An 18,413-nucleotide genomic window follows, 5' to 3' on the forward strand; every position below is an offset into this window, starting at 1 on the left:
CGAGATGCAGGCCTGTCGCTCCGAAGAGTTCATCGCCTATGCCGCGCCGCTGATGCGCGAGGCCTTCGGAGGCTCTGGCCCGGCCTGGGCGACGGAGGCGCTGTGGCGGCGCTACACCAGGGTCGAGCCCGGCTTCATCCGCGTCGATGCCGACGAGGTGACCTATCCGGCCCATGTCATCCTGCGCTACCGGCTGGAGAAGGCGCTGATCGCCGACGCCATGCCGCTCGCCGAACTGCCCGCCGCCTGGAATGCCGGCATGACGGAGCTGCTCGGCGTCTCCGTTCCCAATGACCGCCTCGGCTGCCTGCAGGACGTGCACTGGCCGAGCGGCGGCTGGGGTTATTTCCCGACCTATACGCTGGGCGCCATGACCGCCGCCCAGATCTTCGAGGCCGCCTGCCAGGCGCAGCCCGCGATTTTGCCCGGCATCGGCCGGGGCGACTTTGCGCCGCTCTTGTCCTGGCTGCGGGCCAACATCCACAGCCAGGGCTGCCTGCTGGAGACCGACGATCTGCTGACGCAGGCGACGGGACGCCCGCTCGATGCCGGGGTGTTCAAGGCGCATCTGAAGCGGCGCTACACCACGGAGGGCTGAGCTCTCAGCGCCCGAGCGGCAACGGACAGCGCGCCGTGGTTCCGGCGTGAGCCAAAGGCCTCAGCCCGCAACTGAGAAACACAGGGAGGGCGAATTCAACCTACGCGGACGACGGCGGGGCGCCAGGTGAGCGAGGCGCGGCTGCGGCGGCAATCCGGTCACTGGACGTCGCGACAGCTTCCCATCACCGCCGAGTCTCAGAAGAGACGGACCGATTCTTGCTTCAGTTGTCGCAGTCGGCTGGAAAAGATGCGCCGAGTTCGGCTCGAGAACCAAAGGGATGCCATGCGCCCCTGCAATCTCCCCCGGTTGATCGCCCCACTCCGCTCGAGGCGCCTTAGCCTCGGCCGGGTCCTGATGTTACCGGCCGGGCTGGCCATTCTGCTCGCCGGTTCGCTGCCGGCGCAGGCTCATGTCAAATGGTTTGCGCCCTATATCGTAGGCGCACCGCCGCAGCCTATCGGCGCGACGCTGAGCAATGTCTGGTTCTGGTCCGCCATCACGCTCGTCCTGATGTTTTTCCTTGCGGCCCGCGCAATCGAGAGATCGCCGGCCGGCGAAACCATCCTGAGCATGATGGACAAGATCACCGATCCGGTATGGCAACGGCTCGATGAATTTGTCCGCCTCGTCATCAGCGCCTTCTTTGTCGCGATCTTCGCTGTCGGCGGCGTCTACTTGACCCCCGACCTGAAAACGCCAGCGGAGTGGGTCTCGTGGGTGCAGCTCGTCATCGCGGCGCTGGTCATTCCGCGTGCGACGCGGCCCGCGGCCGCCGCTGGCATCATCGGCCTGTGGCTCTTGGCCCTGCGCGATTACGACATTTTCCACCTTCTCGATTATCTGTCGCTCGGCGCAGGCGTCGCGGCCTATCTCGTGCTGGAATCGTCGAACAACGCGGAATGGCGCAAATACCGCTTCGAAGCCTTGCGCATCGGCGTCGCCATCGCATTGATGTGGTCGAGCCTCGAGAAATTCGCCTATCCGTCCTGGTTCGACCCCATCGTCGACGAAAAGCCGTTCCTTACATTCGGGCTGCCGCCCGACGTCTTCATCCCGATGGCGGGGGTAGCCGAATTCACCCTGGGTTTCGGCATGATCTGGACACCGCTGGTTCGGCGCCTTTCGGCGATCGCCCTTTTCTTCGTGTTCAATGCAGCGGTCTTTCCTTTCGGCCGCATTGATCTGATCGGCCATGCGCTGATCATGGCCATCATCGTCGCGATCGCATGCGACCACACCCGCGGGACGCTCTTTCTGTCGGCGCTGAAAAGCCGGCTGGCCGCAATCCCGGCAGGGCTCGCGACGGCTCTTGTGATCTTCGCTGGTGGCTATTGGGGCCTGCACATCGCCATCTATGGACCGGCAGGCAGGATCGGCCCGCCAACCAGCGAAATCGCCACCCACTCGCACAGCCCCGAATATCCTCACGGACCAAGGGCTGACGGTGGAATCGGCGCTCCGCCGCGCCAGGACACCCCATCAACGAGCCATGCCACGCATGCAGCAGGCCCGTCGGCTCCTGCGGCAACCGCAACCGGCTCCGCCCTGGCCGCCTATCAGCAAGCGCTGGAGCGCATGCACGGCCCCATGATGCAAGGCATCACCCATGCCGATCCGGACGTGGCCTTCGTGCTCGGCATGATCCCGCATCACCAGGGCGCCATCGACATGGCGGAGATACAGTTGCGCTACGGCAGGGACGAGGCCAACCGCAAACTGGCAGCGGCCATCATCGCAGCCCAGAAGCCCGAGATCGCCGACATGCGCGGCTGGCTTCGGCAACGGAATCTGCTGCAGCCCAGCGGGCCCTGAAGCCGTGGCGGCCAAGCACCGCCGCCAGGAGATCGGCGGCGAACGCCGGTTTCCAATGGCACCAGAGTACCCAGGCCACGGACCCGACGTGCCTCATGGCCGGATCCTGGCACCATGATCTCAATCATTGCCGCGCCGTTCGCCGCCTCCATCTTACCGCCCATGCCCCGGCAGCCTTGCCACCGGCCGACGAAGCGTGGTTTCGAAGGGTTCGCTATGTCCCGGAGACCGCTACCATGACCACCGCCGCCCGCCCCCTGCCCCGCATCACCATCACCTATTGCTCGATGTGCCAGTGGATGCTGCGAGCCGCCTGGCTCGGCCAGGAACTGCTCTCAACCTTCGGGCAGGATCTCGGCGAGGTCGCGCTGATCCCGCGCACCGGCGGCATCTTCCAGATCCATTACGAGGGCGAGCTGATCTGGGACCGCAAGAGCGAGGGCGGCTTCCCCGATTCCAAGGTGCTGAAGCAGCGCGTGCGCGACCGGCTCGACCCCGAGCGCAGCCTCGGCCATGTCGACGGGCATGCGGCGGTGGAGAGCGTTTGAGCGCTCATCATTCGCCGTCGGAACCACGCCGTCATCCTGGGCGACCGAAGGTCGTCCGGGATCCATCATCGGGCGTGTCGGCGCCCTATGATGGATCCCGGCCCGCGCGGCTCCGCCGCTTGTCCAGGATGACGGGGTGCTTCATCGACAGGCTGGCCGGGCTCAGGCAACGCGACTGCGCGTCGCCGCGAGCCAGGCCTTCAGCCGCGCCTCCGGATCGGAGTTCAGGGTGATGTCCGTCACCGCCGAGACGATGTCGGCGCCGGCCTCGAACACGCCCGGCGCGCGCTCCAGCGAGACACCACCGATGCCGACGAGCGGGATGGCGCCGAGGCGGCGCTTCCACTCCGTGACGCGCTCCAGCCCCTGCGGCGCCCATTTCATCGCCTTGAGGATCGTCGGGTAGACCGGGCCGAGCGCGACATAATCCGGCTGCGTGGAGAGCGCGCGTTCCAGCTCGGCCTCGTCATGGCTGCTGACGCCGAGCCGCATCCCGGCCTTGCGGATCGCCGCGAGATCGGCGCCGTCGAGGTCCTCCTGGCCGAGATGGACGAAGTCGCAGCCCTCCGCGATGGCCAGACGCCAGTAGTCGTTGACGACCAGCACGCAGCGGGCTTCTGCGCAGAGCGTCTTCGCGCGGGCGATCTCGCGGCCGGTCTCGGCTTCGCTGCGGTCCTTGACGCGCAGCTGCACCAGCCTGACGCCGAGCGGCAGCATGCGGGCGAGCCAGTCGGCGCTGTCGAAGATCGGGTAGAACGGATCGAGCTTCACGGTGGATGCTTTCACGAGAGGAAGGCCTTGCCCATGACCGGGGTCGAGGGTGCGGCCATGTCGCGCGCCTCGATCGGCTGCGCCTGGAAGGCCTGGTGGCCGGCCTCGATCGCCCGGGCGAAGGCCTGCGCCATGAGCACCGGATCGCCTGCCTTGGCCACCGCCGTGTTGAGCAGGATCGCGTCATAGCCCAGTTCCATCGCCTGGGCGGCGTGGGAGGGCAGGCCGATGCCGGCATCGACCACCAGCGGAACACCGGGGAAATGCGCCCTCATGCTGCGCAGGCCGTAGACGTTGTTCAGGCCGCGGCCCGAGCCGATCGGCGCGCCCCAGGGCATCAGCACCTCGCAGCCGGCATCGAGCAGGCGCCCGCCGACGACGAGATCCTCGGTGGTGTAGGGGAAGACCTCGAAGCCGTCCTGGGTGAGGATGCGCGCCGCCTCGATCAGTCCGACGACATCGGGCTGCAGCGTGTCGTCCTCGCCGATGACCTCGAGCTTGATCCAGTTAGTGCCGAAGACCTCGCGCGCCATCTGCGCCGTCGTCACCGCCTCCTTGACGCCATGGCAGCCGGCCGTGTTGGGCAGCACGCGCACGCCGAGATCGCGGATCAGCGACCAGAAGGCCTGCCCCGCCCCGCCCTCGCCCGCCTCGCGCCGCAGCGAGACGGTGACGACCTCGACACCCGACGCCTTCACCGCCTCCGCCAGGATGGCGGGGGACGGATATTGCGCCGTGCCGAGAAAGAGCCGGCTCTTCGGCTCGAAACCATAGAAGCTCGCCATGTCGGTGATCCTCTCAGCCGCCCTGCATCGGGGCGACGATTTCGATGCGGTCGCCCTCGCTGAGCGTGACGGTCTCGCGTTTGCGGGCCGGGACGAAGTCGCCGTTCACCGCGGTGGCCACGACCTTGCCGGCATAGCCGAGCTCGGCCAGCGCCTGCTCGAGCGTGGTCGCGGAAACCTCGCGCGGCTCGCCGTTAAGCAGCAACGTCATGAAGCCTCTCCGGGATGCTGGCGGGATCGAGCAGGGCGTCCGCCGCCAGCCGCGCCATGGCGGGGCTGAGCAGAAAACCGTGCCGATAGAAGCCGTTGACATGGATGACCCGGCCGCGGCGCGTCAGACGCGGCAGGTTGTCGGGGAAGGCCGGGCGGGCATCGACGCCGATCTCGACGATCTGCGCCTCGCCGAAGGCCGGATGCAGCGCATAGGCGCCGCCGAGCAGTTCCAGCATCGAGCGCGCGGTGACGGCGCTACGGTCGCCGCCCTCGATCATCGTCGCGCCGACCATGAAGATGCCGTCCGCCCGCGGCACGACATAGAGCGGGATGCGCGGATGCAGCAGCCGCACCGGGCGCGACAGGGTGACGTCGCGGGTGCGCAGCAGCAGCATCTCGCCCTTGACGCCGCGCAGATCCGGCAGCGCCGCGCGGGCGGCGAGCCCCCGGCAATCCAGTACCGCGTCAGCCGCGATGTCCTCGGGCGCGACCTCGCGGCCGTAATGGATGCGCCCGCCCAGCGCGACCACCTTCGCCGCCAGTCCCGCCAAGGCGAGGCGCGGATCGAGATGGCCCTCGCTCTCGAAGAACAGCGCCTTGCCGAAGCGCCCGGCGAGATCGGGCTCGAGCGCGGCGATGGCCTCGGCGTCGATCTCGACCAGATGGGAGGTGCGGCTGGCGAAGCGGCGCAACTCGGCACGATCGCGGCTGGGGGCGACGACGAGCGTGCCCTTGCGGACGACGCCTTCGACATGGCGCTCCCACCAGGCGGCGGCCTCCTGGCCGAGCCGGACCACCGGCTCCTCGGCGCTCTCGCCCTCGCACCAGGGCGCTAGCATGCCGCCGGCCCACCAGGAGCAGGCTTTCGCCCCGGCCGTTTCGCCGCGCTCGAAGAGCTCGACCTCGGCGCCGCGCCCGAGCAGTTCGACCGCGCAGGCGAGACCGACCACGCCGGCGCCGATGATGCCGACGCGCAGCGGGGGGTTCGACCGGGACTGGATGGATGCGTGCGGCATGCCCTACCCTCGCGGCCTTGAAGGCTGCGGCCGTGGCAGGACGGGTGAAGCGACGCTGCTACGACCGTTCCCTTCGCCGGCATTATCCGGATCAGGTTCGATGGGTTGGCGTCATGCGCCTCTCAGCCTCGCGGCACCCCAACGGATCACCGTCAATCTAGTTTGCCATAGCGGCCTGAGCAAGGCAGGGCGGCCATGTCCTCCTGAACTGCACATGGGAGCGTGCTGATTTCACTCGGAAACAGACCGTCATTCCGGACAAGCGGCGCAGCCGCGCCGATCCGGAATCCATCGTAAGGCTCTGGAGCCCTCCGATGGATCCCGGGGCGAGCCCGGGATGACGGCAGTGGTTCCGAGACAGCTCAGCATGCTCCAGGGATGCCCGCCCTTTGCGCTCGGCCGCCGTCGGGGTCAGCCCAGCGGCTTGGCGAAGCGGGCGAAGGCGTCGCTCGTCGGCGTCGTGCCGGCGCCCGGCCGCTGGGGTTTGAGGAAGCAGCCATCGACGACATCGGCCGGCTCCTCGAAGGCGTCCTTGATCCAGGGGATGTATTCGAGCACCGGCGTCGCCTGGTGCCAGTAGGCGAGATGGACATGGACCTGGCTCATCTCGCCGGCATGGGGCGCGACCGGCAGGCGGCTCGCGAGCGCAAGATCGGCGACCTGGATATATTCGGTGATGCCGCCGAGCCGCGTGACATCGGGCTGGACGTAGTGGATCGCATCCGCCGCGATGAAGGCGCGGAAGGCATCGAGCGAATAGAGCTGCTCGCCCAGCGCGATGGGGATCGAGGTGTCGCGGGCGAGCGCCGCATGCGAGCCGACATCGTCATACCAGAGCGGCTCCTCGAACCAGAAGATGTCGAGCGGCTCGGCCCGCGCGCAGAAGCGCTTGCAGGTCGGCAGATCCCATTTGCCGTTGCCGTCGATGGCGAGCGCGACATGGGAGCCGACGGCCTGGCGCACCGCCTCGAGCCGGCCGATGTCGATGCCGGGATCGGCATGGCCGACCTTGACCTTGATGCGGTGGAAGCCGTCTTGCTCGACGGCCCTCCGGCAACCCTCGACGACCTGGTCCTTCGGGATCGAGAGCCAGCCGATATCGGTGTTGTAGGCCTCCAGCCGCGGCTTGCTGGCGCCGCCGAGCCAGTGCCAGAGCGGCACGCCAGCCTGTTTCGCCTTGAGATCCCAGAGCGCGACATCGACCGCGGCGAGCGCGAGCTGGGTGATGCCGGCGCGGCCGACCCATTGCAGCGCCGGATGGCGCGCGAGCTTGAGCCAGAGCCGGTTGCTCTCCGAGGCATCCTCGCCGACCAGCAGCGGGGCATAGCAATCGCGGATGCAGGCGGTGATCAGCCGGTCGGAGGGCAGATCGGCATGGGTGCCGGTGAAGCCATAGCCCTCGAGCCCCTCCTCCGTGACGATCCTGGTGCCGACTACGCCCCAATGGCTGATCCGATGCGTCGAATCGGCGATCGACCCGCCGGTGACGGGAATATGCAGGATGAAGGGTTCGATCCTGGCGATGCGCATGATGGTCCTCCCGGTCCTCCGCTCGCGACCATGCAGGCCGCGGCGGCTTGTTGGGCCCGAGACGACCACAGCCGGAGACGCGCTTCAACGCCGGAAGCCGCGCGCCGGATATGCGAGCGAAGGGGGACGGGTCGCCGGGCGCCGGATCAGGCAACGCCAGACGCGGCGATGCGGACCCGCGGCCGGGTGCGGAGACCATCGGTGATCAGAAAGGAATGGTGCCCAGAGCTGGAATCGAACCAGCGACACTGCGATTTTCAGTCGCATGCTCTACCAACTGAGCTATCTGGGCGCCGGGGATGCGAAAGCCGCGTCCCTGTTGGTGGGCGCGGTATAGCCAGTGACGGCGGGGCTGTCCAGTCGCTTCGTCGGCTTTCCGGTTACGATCCGGTTGGCGCGGCCGGGCGCCCCACCCTGCCCTCCGCCGCCGAAGCGAAAGCTTTCGTGAAAGCGCACTGCGACGGCTTGTCAAAGCGGCCGGCCTTCGGGCATAGAGCATCCAACGGAGACGTGGCCGAGAGGCTGAAGGCACTCGTTTGCTAAATGAGCATACCCCACAAGGGTATCGAGGGTTCGAATCCCTCCGTCTCCGCCACTCTTTTCATTGCGCGATGCTGCCCACCAACCCAGCGCGCATGCTCCGAGTTCGAATTGCGTTCCGAACTCTCCGCCACTCCTAAGCCCCTGATTCGACAGGTCACAACCTCGTCCGCGCGGGAACCGAACCCGAACGCGTGCCATGCACCCGATCGATCGTTCGAGCGGCTGATGATTCCAAATCGGGGGGCTGCGCGACCTCGAGAGCTGGTGGGATCTTGTTCGCGTGGGATCGACGGTGATCACCATTTGCCTCGCGGGCTGCTGCGCGGCGTCGGCTGAGTCCCCATGGCGCGATGCGGCGCATCACCCCAAGCCGATCACCCAGTCCCGATCGGGGCGTCGCGGCTCGGCCTGCAGGCGCAGCCCGAAGGCCGCTGCGAAGGCTGGATCATCGAGCATCGCGTCGGCGGCCCGGTCGGCCGCGACGCGGCCGTGATCGAGCAGGACGAGACGATCGCAGAAGCGCAGCGCCAGATCGAGGTCGTGCATCACGACGATCACGAGCGCCGACGTCGCATAGGCCTCGAGCCGCTCCAGCAGGGCCAGCCTGTGGCGCATGTCGAGGCTGGCGCCCGGCTCATCGGCGAGGACGAACGGCGGTTGTGTCGCCAGCGTCGCGGCCAGCATCGTGCGCGCCCTCTCCCCGCCCGAGAGCTGGCTCCAGCGACGGGCGGCCAGAGCCGCGAGGCCATTCTCCTCGAGGATGGTCTCCAACGGGGCCGCCTTGGCGGGGCTGCGGTCGCGGCCGAGCCCGACGATCTCCGCCACGGCGTAGTTCCAGGCGGGCTCGAACTGTTGGGGACAATAGCCGCAGGCCGCGCCGCGCTCCGTGGCCGTCCAGTGTGAGAGCGGCCTTCCGTCCCAGCTGACCACGCCGCGCTCCGGCTTGCGGTACCCCGCCAGGAGACGCAGCAGCGTCGATTTGCCGGCGCCGTTGGGGCCGAGGATGCCGATGAGAGCCGGCGCCGCGAAGGACAGGCCGACATCGTCGAGCAGCACGGTGTCGCCCGCGCTCGCTCCGAGGCCCTGGCATGCGACGCGCATCATGGCCGCAGCCTCCGGGCCAGCAGAAGCAGGAAGAAGGGCCCGCCGATCAGCGCCGTGACCAGCCCAAGCGGGATTTCGGCCGGCGGCAGCACGGCACGGGCGAGGCCGTCGCAGAACGCCACCAGCGCGGCCCCGATCAGCGCGCTCGCCGGCAGCAGGGCCCGGTGCCGAGGCCCGATCCACCAGCGCGCGAGATGCGGCGCGATCAGGCCGACAAAGGCGACGAGCCCCCCGAAAGCGACGGCCGCGGCAACGATCCCCGCCCCCACCAGAACGGCGCGCCGCGCGAAGCGGACGGGATCGAGCCCGAAGGCGAAGGCCTGCTCGTCGCCGAGCCCCAGCAGATCGAGCCCACGCGCCAGCGACAGCGCCAGCAGCAGCCCCGCGATGACGAGGCCCGCGAGCATGATGAGCCCCGGCCCATCGGGCGTCTGGATTCCGCCCAACGTCCAGCTCAGCACGACCTGCAGATTCATGGTGTCGTCGGAGAGGGCGAGCATCAGGAAGGAGCGCAGCGCCCCCAGCATCGCCGCCACCGCGACGCCCGCCAGAAGCAAGCCGGCCGTGTCGGGCTTGCCATGCAGCCCGGAGACGGCGAGCACGATCCAGGTCGCTCCCCAGGCGCCCAGGAAGGAAAGGCCGGCCAGAGCCGGCCCGCCGGGCAGGCCGAGCGGCACGAGCAGCGCGACCGTCGCGCCGATCGCCGCGCCGCCCGAAGCGCCCAGCAGATAGGGTTCGGCCAGGGGATTGCGAAAGACGCCCTGGAAGATCGCCCCGCCCAGGCCCAGCAGCGCGCCCACCAGCGCCGCCGCCAGCACGCGCGGCAGCCGCCAGACCAGCAACAGCCGGCTCTCCATATCGGAGGCGCCCGACCATGCCGAGGCCAGTTTCAGCGGCGAAACCCAGTCATGGCCGGCCGCCGCGCCGAACAGCAGGGCGAGAGCGAGCGAAGCGCCGAGGATCGCGAAGCGGTTCTTCAAGACGGGCGCTTTCGCAGCAGGACTGCCAGCTTCTCGATGCCGTCGACGGTGCGCGGTCCCGGGATCAGGAATTCCGCGCGCGCGACGAGATGGCTGCGCCCCTCCCTGACCGCCCGCAGGAGGCGCCATCCCGGCTGCGCGGTCAGCGCGTCGAGATCCGACTTCGTCCCGGCAAAGAGCAGGACGTCGGGATCGGCCGCGATGATGGCCTCGGGCGAGACCTGCGCGACGACGCTGCGCTCCAGCGCATGGCGCCCTCCCGCCCGGACGATCGCGTCGCCCGTATAGCTGTCGGCCCGGGCCACCAGCACGAGCCCGTTCCCCAGGCGTCCGGTGATCATGACGACACGGGGCGCCTGCGGCGCTGTCCTCGCGGCGACGGCGGCGAGCCGTGCTTCGAGAGCCCTCGCCACGGCCTCGCCATGCTCGGGTACTCCGGTCGCTTGTCCAACGAGGCGCAGATTGTCCATCACCTCGGCGACGCTGCGGGCGAGCAGGACGATGACCGGAATGCCCAGCCGCGTCATCGGGTCGATGAGCTGATGCATCGCCTGGCGGGCGGGCGTCACGATCAGCAGATCCGGCTTCTGCGCGACGATGGCGTCCACCGAGAAGCCGAGGCGCCCCCCGACCTGCGGCTTGCGCGCAAGCTCCGGCGGAAAGCGCGTATAGGCCTCGACCGCCACGATGCGCTCGCTCAGCCCGAGCGCCGCCACGAGTTCGGCATTCGAGGCGAAGATCGGCACGATGCGCTGCGGCGACCGCGCGATCTCGACATTGCGGCCGACCGCGTCCGTCAGCCGGATCGGCTCGGCCGCGGCTGGACCCGCGAGCGTGCAGGACAGCGCGCACGCGAGCGCGGCGATGAGCGCGGACGCCTTCATTCAGAAGCGCGCCTGCACACCGGCCTGAACCTCGAGCCCTGGCATGGATGTCCCGTAGCCGCCATTGGCGAAGCGGGAATCGAGCTTGTAGGGCTTCTTGTCGAGGCCGATGAAGATCGGGCTCTCGTTCTTGTTGAAGAGGTTGTTGACCAGCGCGAAGAGCTTGATGCCCTTGGCGATTTCGACCTCGCCACGGACGTTCCAGACCCAGAACGGATTCTTGCGGTGGATCCAGTCGCGGTTCGGCTCGGCGGCCGCGAGGAGGTTCTCCTCGGTGTTGTACCACATCGGCCCGCGCAGAATGCCGGTGACCTGGATCGACCAGTCATATTGTCCCCCGCTCTGGCCGAAGCGTGTGCCGATCGCGGCCTGATACTGGTACATGCGCTCGGGCTTGCGGCTGTTGGCGGTCACGGCGGCGCCCTTATCCTCCATGTCGAAATTGTAGGCGCCGTTGCCGAAGACCGACCAGCGCCAGCGCGTCTCGCCATGGCCGGCGAGCTTCAGGACATCGGCGTCGAGCTGCAGCTCGACGCCGCGCACCACGACGTCGCCGCTGTTGTTGGCATAGTCGGAGGTGTTGGCGACGCCGGTGCGGGCGCGGGTGACGATGCGATCCGAGATGATGTTCTGGAAGATCGCGACATCGGCACGCCAGCCCTCCCCGGCATAGGCCGCGCCGGCCTCGACCTGCTCGCTGGTTTCCGGCTTCAGCGACGGATTGCCGAAGATGCGGCCGCCGCCCAGCGTGTTGAAGTCGGCCGCGAGCTCGGTCGCGGTCGGCGCCCGAAAGCCGGTCGCGTAGCCGACGCGGAAGGTCAGGCGGTCGCTCGCCTTGAAGGTCGCGCCGGTCGAATACGTCGTCGCCTGGTAATCGACGTCGCGCGGGACCTGGCCGGCGAGGTTGGGCGTATATTCGAAGCTCGTCGTTCCGAAGGTGCGGCGCACGCCGGCCCGCAGGGTGATGCGGTCATCCCAGAGCTTCTGTGAATCCTCGACATAGAGCGCGTTCACCGTCTCGGACTGGTTGTTGTCCTGGGGCGAGACCTGGGCGAGCGGATTGCCGGGCACGCCGAGGCGGTCGCGCGTCGAGCGCAGGCTGCTGCGCTCCCAGTCCCAGCCGGCGAGCAGGTCGTTGCCGGCCCAGAGCGTCATGCTCGGCTGGAAGCGCGTGCCGACGACATTGAGTTCGCGGCGGTTGTAGTCGGCGGCCGTGCCCAAAGCCGGCAGGCCGGTGCCGCCGCGGATGACCGGAGAGGCCCAGCGGAAATGGTCGACGTCCTGCACCGCATAGCCCTGCAGCATCCAGCGATACTGCCCGCCGGGCATCTGGCCGCGATAGGTGATGTCGAAGGAATTGTTGTAGCGGTCCTCCTGGCTGATCGTGTTGGCGCCGGAGCCGCGGAAGCCGACATCGTAGACGCCGTCGGTGCGCAGGGTCGTCTCGATGCGATGGTCGGGATTGATCTGCAGGCCGAGCGCGCCGGTCAGGCCGAAGCGCTTCCAGCCGGTGTTGGCCATGGTCGTGCCGCCACGTCCGGAATGATAATCGTCGCGCTGGCCGCCGGAGATGCCGGCATAATAGTCGATGCTGTCATAGAGCCCTCCGGTCTGGGCCTTGCCCTGCAGCAATCCCCAGGACCCGCCCGACGCCTCGATCATCGTGCCGGGCGCCGTCCGGCCCGTCTTCAGGATGATGTTGATGACACCGCCGATGTTCTGGCTGCCATAGATCACCGAGGACGGACCGCGCACGACCTCGATGCGCTCGACATCGGCCGGCGAGAGCTTCGAGAGATTGGCGGTGCCGGCGCGCCGGCCGTTCATCAGCACCAGCACCTGGCTGCGGAAATCCTTGCCCTGGCCGTCGCTGGCGCCACCGCGGATGTTGATCGAGGTCTGGCCCGGGGTCCATTCGCTGAAGAAGCCGACGGCGTTCTCCGCCAGCAGATCGGTGATCGACTTGGCCGGTGAGCGCTCGATCTGCGCGGCGTCGATCACCTGGACGGTGCCGGGAATGCTGCTGCGCGGCTCGGGCCGGCCGGTGGCGGTGACGACGAGTTCGTCGAGCCTGATCTCGGTCTGGGCGAGGACGGGCGTGGCGGTGGCGCCGGCGAGGCAGGTCGCGGCGAGCAGGCGGGCCTTGCGGGCAGACAGGCTGATCATGACAGGTTCCAGACGAGGATGGCCGAGCGGCGATGAACGGAGAGGCGCAGCCCGTCGGAGACGGGCTCTGCCTGAGCGGCGAGATAGGTGAGCAGGTCGGTGCGACGCCGATCGTCGGGGGACCAGCCGAGGCGGTCGGCGAGATAGCGGGCCAGCCGCGGCAGATCGCGGGTGACCAGCGAGAAGGTCCAGTCCGTCTCGGCCATGGCCGAGGGCAGCTCGCCGCGCAGTTGCGGCAGGATCAGATCGATCGCCGGCGTCTCGTCCTCGCCATGCCAGGCACTCGGCAGGCAGCCGGCGAGGATCAGCCCGCGCGGGCCGCGCTGGGCCGGCACGACCCAGATGATCGCGCGCCGCGCCAGGCTGCGGCAGAAGGCGAGGAAGGCGGTGGGATCGGCCAGATAGCCCGGCATGGTCGCCGCCAGCACGGTCGCGGCCGGCGCGCAGACCAGATCTGGCGCATCCCAGCCCAAGGGTATCAACGCAGGCGGATTCGGCAGGGCCTTGAGTCTCGCCTGCATGACCGGCGCGGGCTCGATCGTCGTCCAGCGTCGGCTGGGGTCGACGAGCGCGGCACCAAGCTGCCCGCCCCCGGCGCCGATGTCGATGAGATCGCCGGTTGCGGGAACGAGGCGGCGGATGATCGGCGCGACGTGCGCGACATAGTCCGAGCCGTCGATCGCGGAGGCATAAAGCCCCAGAGGATCGAGTGGCCCGTCGGATGACTCGGGGAAGGCGAAAGGCACAGCGTCAGCACATTTATTTTGTGATGTTATAACATCACTTGATTGTGCCCATGCGTGGGATTGTCAACCGGCGTCGGTACGCGGGTCCATGCTTTGGCTGCTGTGTTGCGAAAATCCATCATCGCTTCCCCGTGATGATGGCGGGGAGCATGAGGACGCGCGCGGAGCCTGCAACGCCAACGGCGCGCAGCGACCGATCGCGACCCGCCAGGACACCCCGCCCGTCAGACCGTTTCTCGATCGCGGCAGGTCTCCTGGCTCGCGGGTCGTAACCCTCTGCCTGACCTTCCCGGCCGGATGGCCAGTGGTCGTTTCGGCAGCGGCTCGCCGCTTACAGTTGCGGGGGCAGCCCCGGCATCGGCGTCTCGAGACGCCTCACCGGATTCCCTCTTAGCTTCGGATCGACTCCGAAGAACCGTGATCGGAATCGACTGTAGCGGGCTGCGACAATCCGTCAATCGCGCCGTCGACCGAGGGCGCCGACGGTCTCAGCATCTGCTTGCGGCCGGTGGGCGCATAGGCCAGCCGCGCCACGATGCGGCCTTCCAGCAGATGCTCGGCGATGATGGCATCGACCCCGGCTTCATCGACGCCGCCATAGACGGTGCCCTCAGGCCAGACCTGGATGACGGGCGCGAGATTGCAGGGCCCGAGGCAGCTCGTCTTGGCGCTCATCGTGCCCTCGCCAGCCTCGCGCAGGTTCTGCCGCGCCTGCTCGTTGCGCAGATGGCCCCAGATCACATCCGCGCCGGCCGCCATGCAGGGGCCGCCCTGACAGACCAGGACGCGGCGCTTCTGGGGCGGCACGAGCGAACCCGCCTGGGTCGCTTTCTGGAGATGGGCAACCGGCGCGGCGACTCCGGCCGCGTGGATCTGCTCTGACAGCACATCGGCCACAGCGCTGCCCTGGCTGAGGCCGGCGCCGATCCGCAACACCGGCCAGGGCCCGGGATGCTCGGCCCGCCATCGCTGCAGCGTCCTGGTCAGCCAGGCGGCGAAGGACGGCTCCATCGGCAGCAGCAGCGGGACGAACAGGATCTCGGAAACCGGCTCGCCCAGGAGCCCGAGCACGACGTCCCGCAGCGAAGGCGTGCCCTGCTCGGTGAAGGCATAGGCGACCCAGGCGCCGTCCGCGCGCGCAGCGGCAAGGCTCCGCAGCCGCTCCATTTCCGCGATCGGCACCGCCGCGATCGCCGAGCGCGCGATCAGGACGATCGCGCGACCGAGACCGGCCGGTTGTCTGAGAGCCTGGTGATCAGGTCGCATCGTGGCCGGCACACTCACCGAAAGGGGCAGGACCGGCAAGCGGCCAGACACGCGCAGGGCATCGCCGGCTCACGCCGCCTGCCGGTCCCAGGCGGGGAACGGGTCCTCGAGCCCGAGCAGGGCCTGCGTCATGCCCGTGGCGGGGCTGCCGGTCAGGCAGGCATCGAGCATGGCGCGGATGGCGGCCTCGTCCATCTCCTGCGTGCCGATGAAGACCAGTTCCTGCCGCCGGTCGCCCCAGGTCGGCGACCAGTGCCTGCGCATCAGCGAGGCGAACTCCTCCGAGCGCGGCCAGCGCTCCCTGGGCACCGCGGCCCACCAGCTGCCCATGCCCTCGGTGCGGGTGATGCGGCCCGCGAGCGAATATTCGCCGACCCAGCGCGGCCGCGTCGCCAGCCAGAAATGCCCCTTGGCGCGGATCACGCCGGGCAGGCGCTGTTCCAACAGGTGGTAGAGCTTGCGGGGGTGGAAGGGACGCCGCGCCCGGTAGACGAAGGAGCGGATGCCGTATTCCTCGGTCTCCGGGACGTGGTCCTTGAAGCCGAACAATTCCTTGTGCCAGAGCGGGTGCTCCTGCGAGCGCTCCTCGCTGTAGAGCTTCGTGTCGAGCACGGCGGCCAGCGGCACCCGGCCGAAATCGGCTTCGACGATGCGCGCGTCGGCGTTCAGCCCGCGCACGACCTGGCGAACCTGCTCGCGCTGCTGCGGCGTGGCCTCGCCGATCTTGTTGATGACCACGACATCGGCGAACTCGATCTGCTCGACCAGGAGATCGACCAGCGTGCGGCCATCCCCCTCGCCTGCCGTCTCGCCGCGATCGGCCAGGAAGTCGCGGCTGTCGTAATCGGCCAGCAGGTTCAGCGCGTCGACCACCGTGACCATCGTGTCGAGCCGTGCGACATCGTCGAGCGACCGGTCGTCCTCGTCGCGGAAGGAGAAGGTCGCGGCGATCGGCAGCGGCTCGGCGATACCCGTGCCCTCGATCAGCAGGTAGTCGAAGCGTTTCTCGGCGGCGAGCCGGCGCACCTCGCTCAAAAGATCGTCGCGCAGCGTGCAGCAGATGCAGCCATTGCTCATCTCGACGAGCTTCTCTTCGGTCTGCGACAGGCCTGCCCCACCCTCGCGCACGAGGTCGGCGTCGATGTTGACCTCGCTCATGTCGTTGACGATCACCGCGACGCGCTTGCCCTCGCGGTTGTTGAGGATGTGGTTGAGCAGCGTCGTCTTGCCGGCGCCGAGAAAGCCGGAGAGCACGGTCACCGGCAGGCGGCGGTCGAGGAGGAGAGCGTCGGATGTCATGAGGGCCCGTCCGAGATTGAATTCAATTGTGTTACAGTATAACATTACAACATTGTCAACTGTCGAGGTGGCTTCGAATGTGGCGATGGTTCATGGCGATCACGGCGCAGCGCTGCCGGAAGCGTTCCCCGACAAGCTGTCTACGAGCGCGCTGGCGCAATGCGCCGCGACGGGCCGCGCGCTGACAACGCTCCGGCGGGAGGTGCTGGCGATTTTCGCCGGCGCGCCGCGACCTCTGAAGGCCTATGAGATCGTCGAGAGGCTGAGCACGCCGAGCCGGCGTGTTTCGCCCATCTCCGTCTATCGCAGCCTCGATTTCCTGATCGAGATCGGCATCGTCCATCGCCTGGCCACACAGAACGCCTTCGTCGCGCGCGATCGCGACCGCGCGCAGGACGAGACGCTGGTCTTCATGATCTGCCAGTGCTGCGGCGATGTCGACGAGGCCGTCCTGCCCGGCATGACCCGGTCGCTGGCGGCCACCGCCGACGCGCATGGCTTCCGCAGTCGCGGGCACAGCATCGAGCTACAGGGCGAATGCGAAGACTGCCGCAGCGCCTTGGCGAATCCGAACCGGCGCGGCTGATCCACCTTCGTTTTTACATCCGACGGCGCCATGGCCGGGATCGCCATGCATCAGGTGGGCTTGGCCGATGCGCCCACGCCCTGACGCCGCGCTTCCCACCTACAGCCATAGATGCAATATTATAACATCACCGTAAAGCTGGATATCGACGCATGACCAGACGCGCTTTTGCCCACCCCTCCACGCTCGCCCTCGCCTGTTCCGCCACGATCCTCACCGGCGGCCTGGCCTCGGCCCATGACCATGCCGTGCTGCGCGGGCGCCTCGTCTTCAGCGATCACGAGAAGGCGGTCGTCCGCATTCTCGACCTCGACAGTGGCGAGGTGACCCATTCCTTCGATCTGCCGAAGCCGAATGCCGGTTTCGCCCCCGTTGGGGATGGCCGCTATCTCGTCGTCAAGACAGGCGACGACCAGGGCACGATCCGCTTTCTCGACAGCGGTCTCGTCAGGGAATCGCATGGCGATCACGACGACATCGAGAAGCTCTCGCCGAAGCTGCTGGATCTGACGCTGACCGGCGACAAGCCCGCCCATGTGGTCTCGGGCCACGGCCAGGTCGCGCTCTTCTATGACGGTGATCGACCCTGGCTGCGTAGGAGCGACCCGAAGGTGGTGCTGCTCTCGCTGAAGGACCTCTCCGCCGAGCAGGCCAAGCCCGTCATCTGGAAGAGCCCCGCTCCGCAGCACGGCATCGCGGTCCCCCTCGGGCGGGGCGAACTCCTCTTGTCGGTCCCGAACCACGCCTATGCCAAGGGTGACGACAAGAGCGCCAGTTCGCGTCCGAACGGGTTCGAGATCGTCGCCGCAAAGGGCAAGCCCGAGGCATGGAAGACGCTCGCCTCCTTCAACGATCAGACCAAGGCGGAGGCCTCCTGCAAGCTGTTCCATGGCCATGCGGCGATCAAGAACGTCCATGCCTTCGGCTGCAATGACGGGACCGATGGCGGCGTGCTCATCCTCGCCCGCCAGGGCAAGGGCTGGAGCGCGCGCAAGCTCGCTTATCCCGATGAACGCCGGACCAGCACGATCAAGGGCGGGGCGGGCCGCTATCTGATCGGCAATTACGGCCTGAAATCACCCTATGACGCGCTGATCCGGATCGACCCCGCGGCCAAGGCCCTCACCGCCGGCGATGTCTTCGCTGTTCCCGGAAATCAGGGCGCCTGCCAGTTCGAAGTCTCGGCCACGGGCAAGCGTGTCGCCAATCTGACTGCGGACGGCAAGCTGCGCATCTATGACGTCGCCCCGGACTGGACCGAGGTCGCGAGCTTCGAAGCCGTGCCCGCCTTCGATTGCGCCTTTGGCGCCTCAACGCCGACGCCCAACCTCGCGGTCCAGGGCGGCCTCGCCTTCGTCAGCGACCCGGAGAACGGCCGCATCCGCGAATACAATCTCGACACGCTGAAGCAGGGACTCGATCTGCCGGTCGGCGGCAAGCCCACCGTGATCGCCGGCGGCGCATCCGGCGGCTGACGACAGGCCGCGTTGTGCGGGACAAGCGTCCAAGCATCGCCAGCCCGCAGCCTTGCACGGCTGCGGGTCTTGCTGGTCCTTGCGTCTC

General features: G+C 68.2%; 16 protein-coding genes, 2 tRNA genes, 1 pseudogene and 2 riboswitches. Of the genes and pseudogenes, 6 read left to right on the forward strand and 13 right to left on the reverse strand.

The genetic code is table 11. The features are described 5' to 3' along the window. From Q8M82_RS09330 to Q8M82_RS09340, 3 genes and pseudogenes are all read left to right on the forward strand, one after another. Positions 1 to 598: pseudogene (locus Q8M82_RS09330) on the forward strand (carboxypeptidase M32); the annotation flags it as partial. A 357-nt stretch (positions 599 to 955) separates the two neighbouring features. Next, positions 956 to 2,413, forward strand: a complete 1,458-nt coding sequence (gene copM, locus Q8M82_RS09335) for a CopM family metallochaperone (protein ID WP_305691090.1) — start codon at positions 956 to 958, stop codon at positions 2,411 to 2,413. 236 nt (positions 2,414 to 2,649) lie between these two features. Beyond that, positions 2,650 to 2,961, forward strand: coding sequence for an Rdx family protein (locus tag Q8M82_RS09340; RefSeq protein ID WP_305691091.1), 312 nt, complete (start codon positions 2,650 to 2,652; stop codon positions 2,959 to 2,961). Positions 2,962 to 3,123: 162 nt separating this feature from the next. On the opposite strand, the gene Q8M82_RS09345 is transcribed toward Q8M82_RS09340, so the two are convergent. The 6 genes from Q8M82_RS09345 to Q8M82_RS09370 all read right to left on the reverse strand — a co-directional run bounded on the left by Q8M82_RS09345 (position 3,124) and on the right by Q8M82_RS09370 (position 7,568). After that, positions 3,124 to 3,732, reverse strand: coding sequence for a thiamine phosphate synthase (locus tag Q8M82_RS09345; RefSeq protein WP_305691113.1), 609 nt, complete (start codon positions 3,730 to 3,732; stop codon positions 3,124 to 3,126). Positions 3,733 to 3,743: 11 nt separating this feature from the next. After that, positions 3,744 to 4,517: a thiazole synthase gene (locus Q8M82_RS09350; RefSeq protein WP_305691092.1), complete on the reverse strand. Its 774-nt coding sequence runs from the start codon at positions 4,515 to 4,517 to the stop codon at positions 3,744 to 3,746. A gap of 13 nt (positions 4,518 to 4,530) precedes the next feature. Continuing rightward, positions 4,531 to 4,728, reverse strand: a complete 198-nt coding sequence (thiS, locus tag Q8M82_RS09355) for a sulfur carrier protein ThiS (protein ID WP_305691093.1) — start codon at positions 4,726 to 4,728, stop codon at positions 4,531 to 4,533. Continuing rightward, positions 4,712 to 5,707, reverse strand: coding sequence for a glycine oxidase ThiO (gene thiO / locus Q8M82_RS09360; RefSeq protein WP_305691114.1), 996 nt, complete (start codon positions 5,705 to 5,707; stop codon positions 4,712 to 4,714). Before thiO ends, thiS begins: the two co-directional genes overlap by 17 nt. Positions 5,708 to 5,797: 90 nt before the next feature. After that, positions 5,798 to 5,897: riboswitch (TPP riboswitch) on the reverse strand. 260 nt (positions 5,898 to 6,157) lie between these two features. Continuing rightward, positions 6,158 to 7,276 (reverse strand): mandelate racemase/muconate lactonizing enzyme family protein, encoded by a 1,119-nt coding sequence (locus Q8M82_RS09365; protein ID WP_305691094.1) that lies wholly within the window; start codon positions 7,274 to 7,276, stop codon positions 6,158 to 6,160. 216 nt (positions 7,277 to 7,492) lie between these two features. Continuing rightward, positions 7,493 to 7,568 (reverse strand) — tRNA-Phe (locus tag Q8M82_RS09370). Between the two features lie 212 nt (positions 7,569 to 7,780). Between Q8M82_RS09370 and Q8M82_RS09375 the strand changes: the two genes are divergently transcribed. Further along, a tRNA-Ser gene (locus Q8M82_RS09375) sits at positions 7,781 to 7,871 on the forward strand. A 308-nt stretch (positions 7,872 to 8,179) separates the two neighbouring features. Here Q8M82_RS09375 and Q8M82_RS09380 read toward each other — a convergent pair. From Q8M82_RS09380 to Q8M82_RS09410, 7 genes are all read right to left on the reverse strand, one after another. Then, on the reverse strand, positions 8,180 to 8,923 hold the full coding sequence (locus Q8M82_RS09380) for an ABC transporter ATP-binding protein (protein ID WP_305691095.1): 744 nt from the start codon (positions 8,921 to 8,923) through the stop codon (positions 8,180 to 8,182). Next, a complete protein-coding gene (locus tag Q8M82_RS09385) occupies positions 8,920 to 9,903 on the reverse strand; it encodes a FecCD family ABC transporter permease (protein WP_305691096.1) in 984 nt (327 codons plus the stop codon). The genes Q8M82_RS09380 and Q8M82_RS09385 overlap by 4 nt, the downstream gene beginning before the upstream one ends. After that, entirely contained in the window at positions 9,900 to 10,787 is an 888-nt protein-coding gene (locus Q8M82_RS09390) for an ABC transporter substrate-binding protein (RefSeq protein WP_305691097.1), read from the reverse strand. The genes Q8M82_RS09385 and Q8M82_RS09390 overlap by 4 nt, the downstream gene beginning before the upstream one ends. After that, complete coding sequence (locus Q8M82_RS09395) at positions 10,788 to 12,953, reverse strand: TonB-dependent receptor (protein WP_305691098.1); 2,166 nt, start codon at positions 12,951 to 12,953, stop codon at positions 10,788 to 10,790. It abuts the gene before it with no gap. Beyond that, positions 12,950 to 13,699 (reverse strand): hypothetical protein, encoded by a 750-nt coding sequence (locus Q8M82_RS09400; protein WP_305691099.1) that lies wholly within the window; start codon positions 13,697 to 13,699, stop codon positions 12,950 to 12,952. Before Q8M82_RS09400 ends, Q8M82_RS09395 begins: the two co-directional genes overlap by 4 nt. Before the next feature lie 227 nt (positions 13,700 to 13,926). After that, a riboswitch (cobalamin riboswitch) is annotated at positions 13,927 to 14,134 on the reverse strand. Next, entirely contained in the window at positions 14,090 to 14,965 is an 876-nt protein-coding gene (locus Q8M82_RS09405; RefSeq protein WP_305691100.1) for a (2Fe-2S) ferredoxin domain-containing protein, read from the reverse strand. Its footprint overlaps the riboswitch before it by 45 nt. A 69-nt stretch (positions 14,966 to 15,034) precedes the next feature. After that, the gene (locus tag Q8M82_RS09410) at positions 15,035 to 16,264 is read right to left on the reverse strand and encodes a GTP-binding protein (protein ID WP_305691101.1); all 1,230 of its coding nucleotides are present in this window, start codon (positions 16,262 to 16,264) and stop codon (positions 15,035 to 15,037) included. Between Q8M82_RS09410 and Q8M82_RS09415 the strand changes: the two genes are divergently transcribed. Together Q8M82_RS09415 and Q8M82_RS09420 are read left to right on the forward strand one after the other, a co-directional pair. Next, positions 16,263 to 16,850, forward strand: a complete 588-nt coding sequence (locus tag Q8M82_RS09415) for a Fur family transcriptional regulator (protein ID WP_305691102.1) — start codon at positions 16,263 to 16,265, stop codon at positions 16,848 to 16,850. The genes Q8M82_RS09410 and Q8M82_RS09415 overlap by 2 nt on opposite strands. Positions 16,851 to 17,002: 152 nt before the next feature. Then, positions 17,003 to 18,325, forward strand: coding sequence for a hypothetical protein (locus Q8M82_RS09420; protein ID WP_305691103.1), 1,323 nt, complete (start codon positions 17,003 to 17,005; stop codon positions 18,323 to 18,325). The last annotated feature ends 88 nt before the right edge of the window (positions 18,326 to 18,413 follow it).

It is taken from the genome of Allobosea sp. (genome assembly GCF_030694325.1).
Lineage (GTDB): Bacteria > Pseudomonadota > Alphaproteobacteria > Rhizobiales > Beijerinckiaceae > Allobosea.

What these genes read in the sequence shown, in the direction of transcription:
- Q8M82_RS09365 (WP_305691094.1), bottom strand. Translation starts at nt 7,276, where the DNA reads ATGCGCATCGCCAGGATCGAACCCTTCATCCTGCATATTCCCGTCACC.
- Q8M82_RS09340 (WP_305691091.1), top strand. Translation starts at nt 2,650, where the DNA reads ATGACCACCGCCGCCCGCCCCCTGCCCCGCATCACCATCACCTATTGC.
- Q8M82_RS09395 (WP_305691098.1), bottom strand. Translation starts at nt 12,953, where the DNA reads ATGATCAGCCTGTCTGCCCGCAAGGCCCGCCTGCTCGCCGCGACCTGC.
- Q8M82_RS09415 (WP_305691102.1), top strand. Translation starts at nt 16,263, where the DNA reads ATGAGGGCCCGTCCGAGATTGAATTCAATTGTGTTACAGTATAACATT.
- Q8M82_RS09420 (WP_305691103.1), top strand. Translation starts at nt 17,003, where the DNA reads ATGACCAGACGCGCTTTTGCCCACCCCTCCACGCTCGCCCTCGCCTGT.
- Q8M82_RS09380 (WP_305691095.1), bottom strand. Translation starts at nt 8,923, where the DNA reads ATGATGCGCGTCGCATGCCAGGGCCTCGGAGCGAGCGCGGGCGACACC.
- copM (WP_305691090.1), top strand. Translation starts at nt 956, where the DNA reads ATGTTACCGGCCGGGCTGGCCATTCTGCTCGCCGGTTCGCTGCCGGCG.
- Q8M82_RS09405 (WP_305691100.1), bottom strand. Translation starts at nt 14,965, where the DNA reads ATGCGACCTGATCACCAGGCTCTCAGACAACCGGCCGGTCTCGGTCGC.
- thiS (WP_305691093.1), bottom strand. Translation starts at nt 4,728, where the DNA reads ATGACGTTGCTGCTTAACGGCGAGCCGCGCGAGGTTTCCGCGACCACG.
- Q8M82_RS09410 (WP_305691101.1), bottom strand. Translation starts at nt 16,264, where the DNA reads ATGACATCCGACGCTCTCCTCCTCGACCGCCGCCTGCCGGTGACCGTG.
- Q8M82_RS09390 (WP_305691097.1), bottom strand. Translation starts at nt 10,787, where the DNA reads ATGAAGGCGTCCGCGCTCATCGCCGCGCTCGCGTGCGCGCTGTCCTGC.
- Q8M82_RS09350 (WP_305691092.1), bottom strand. Translation starts at nt 4,517, where the DNA reads ATGGCGAGCTTCTATGGTTTCGAGCCGAAGAGCCGGCTCTTTCTCGGC.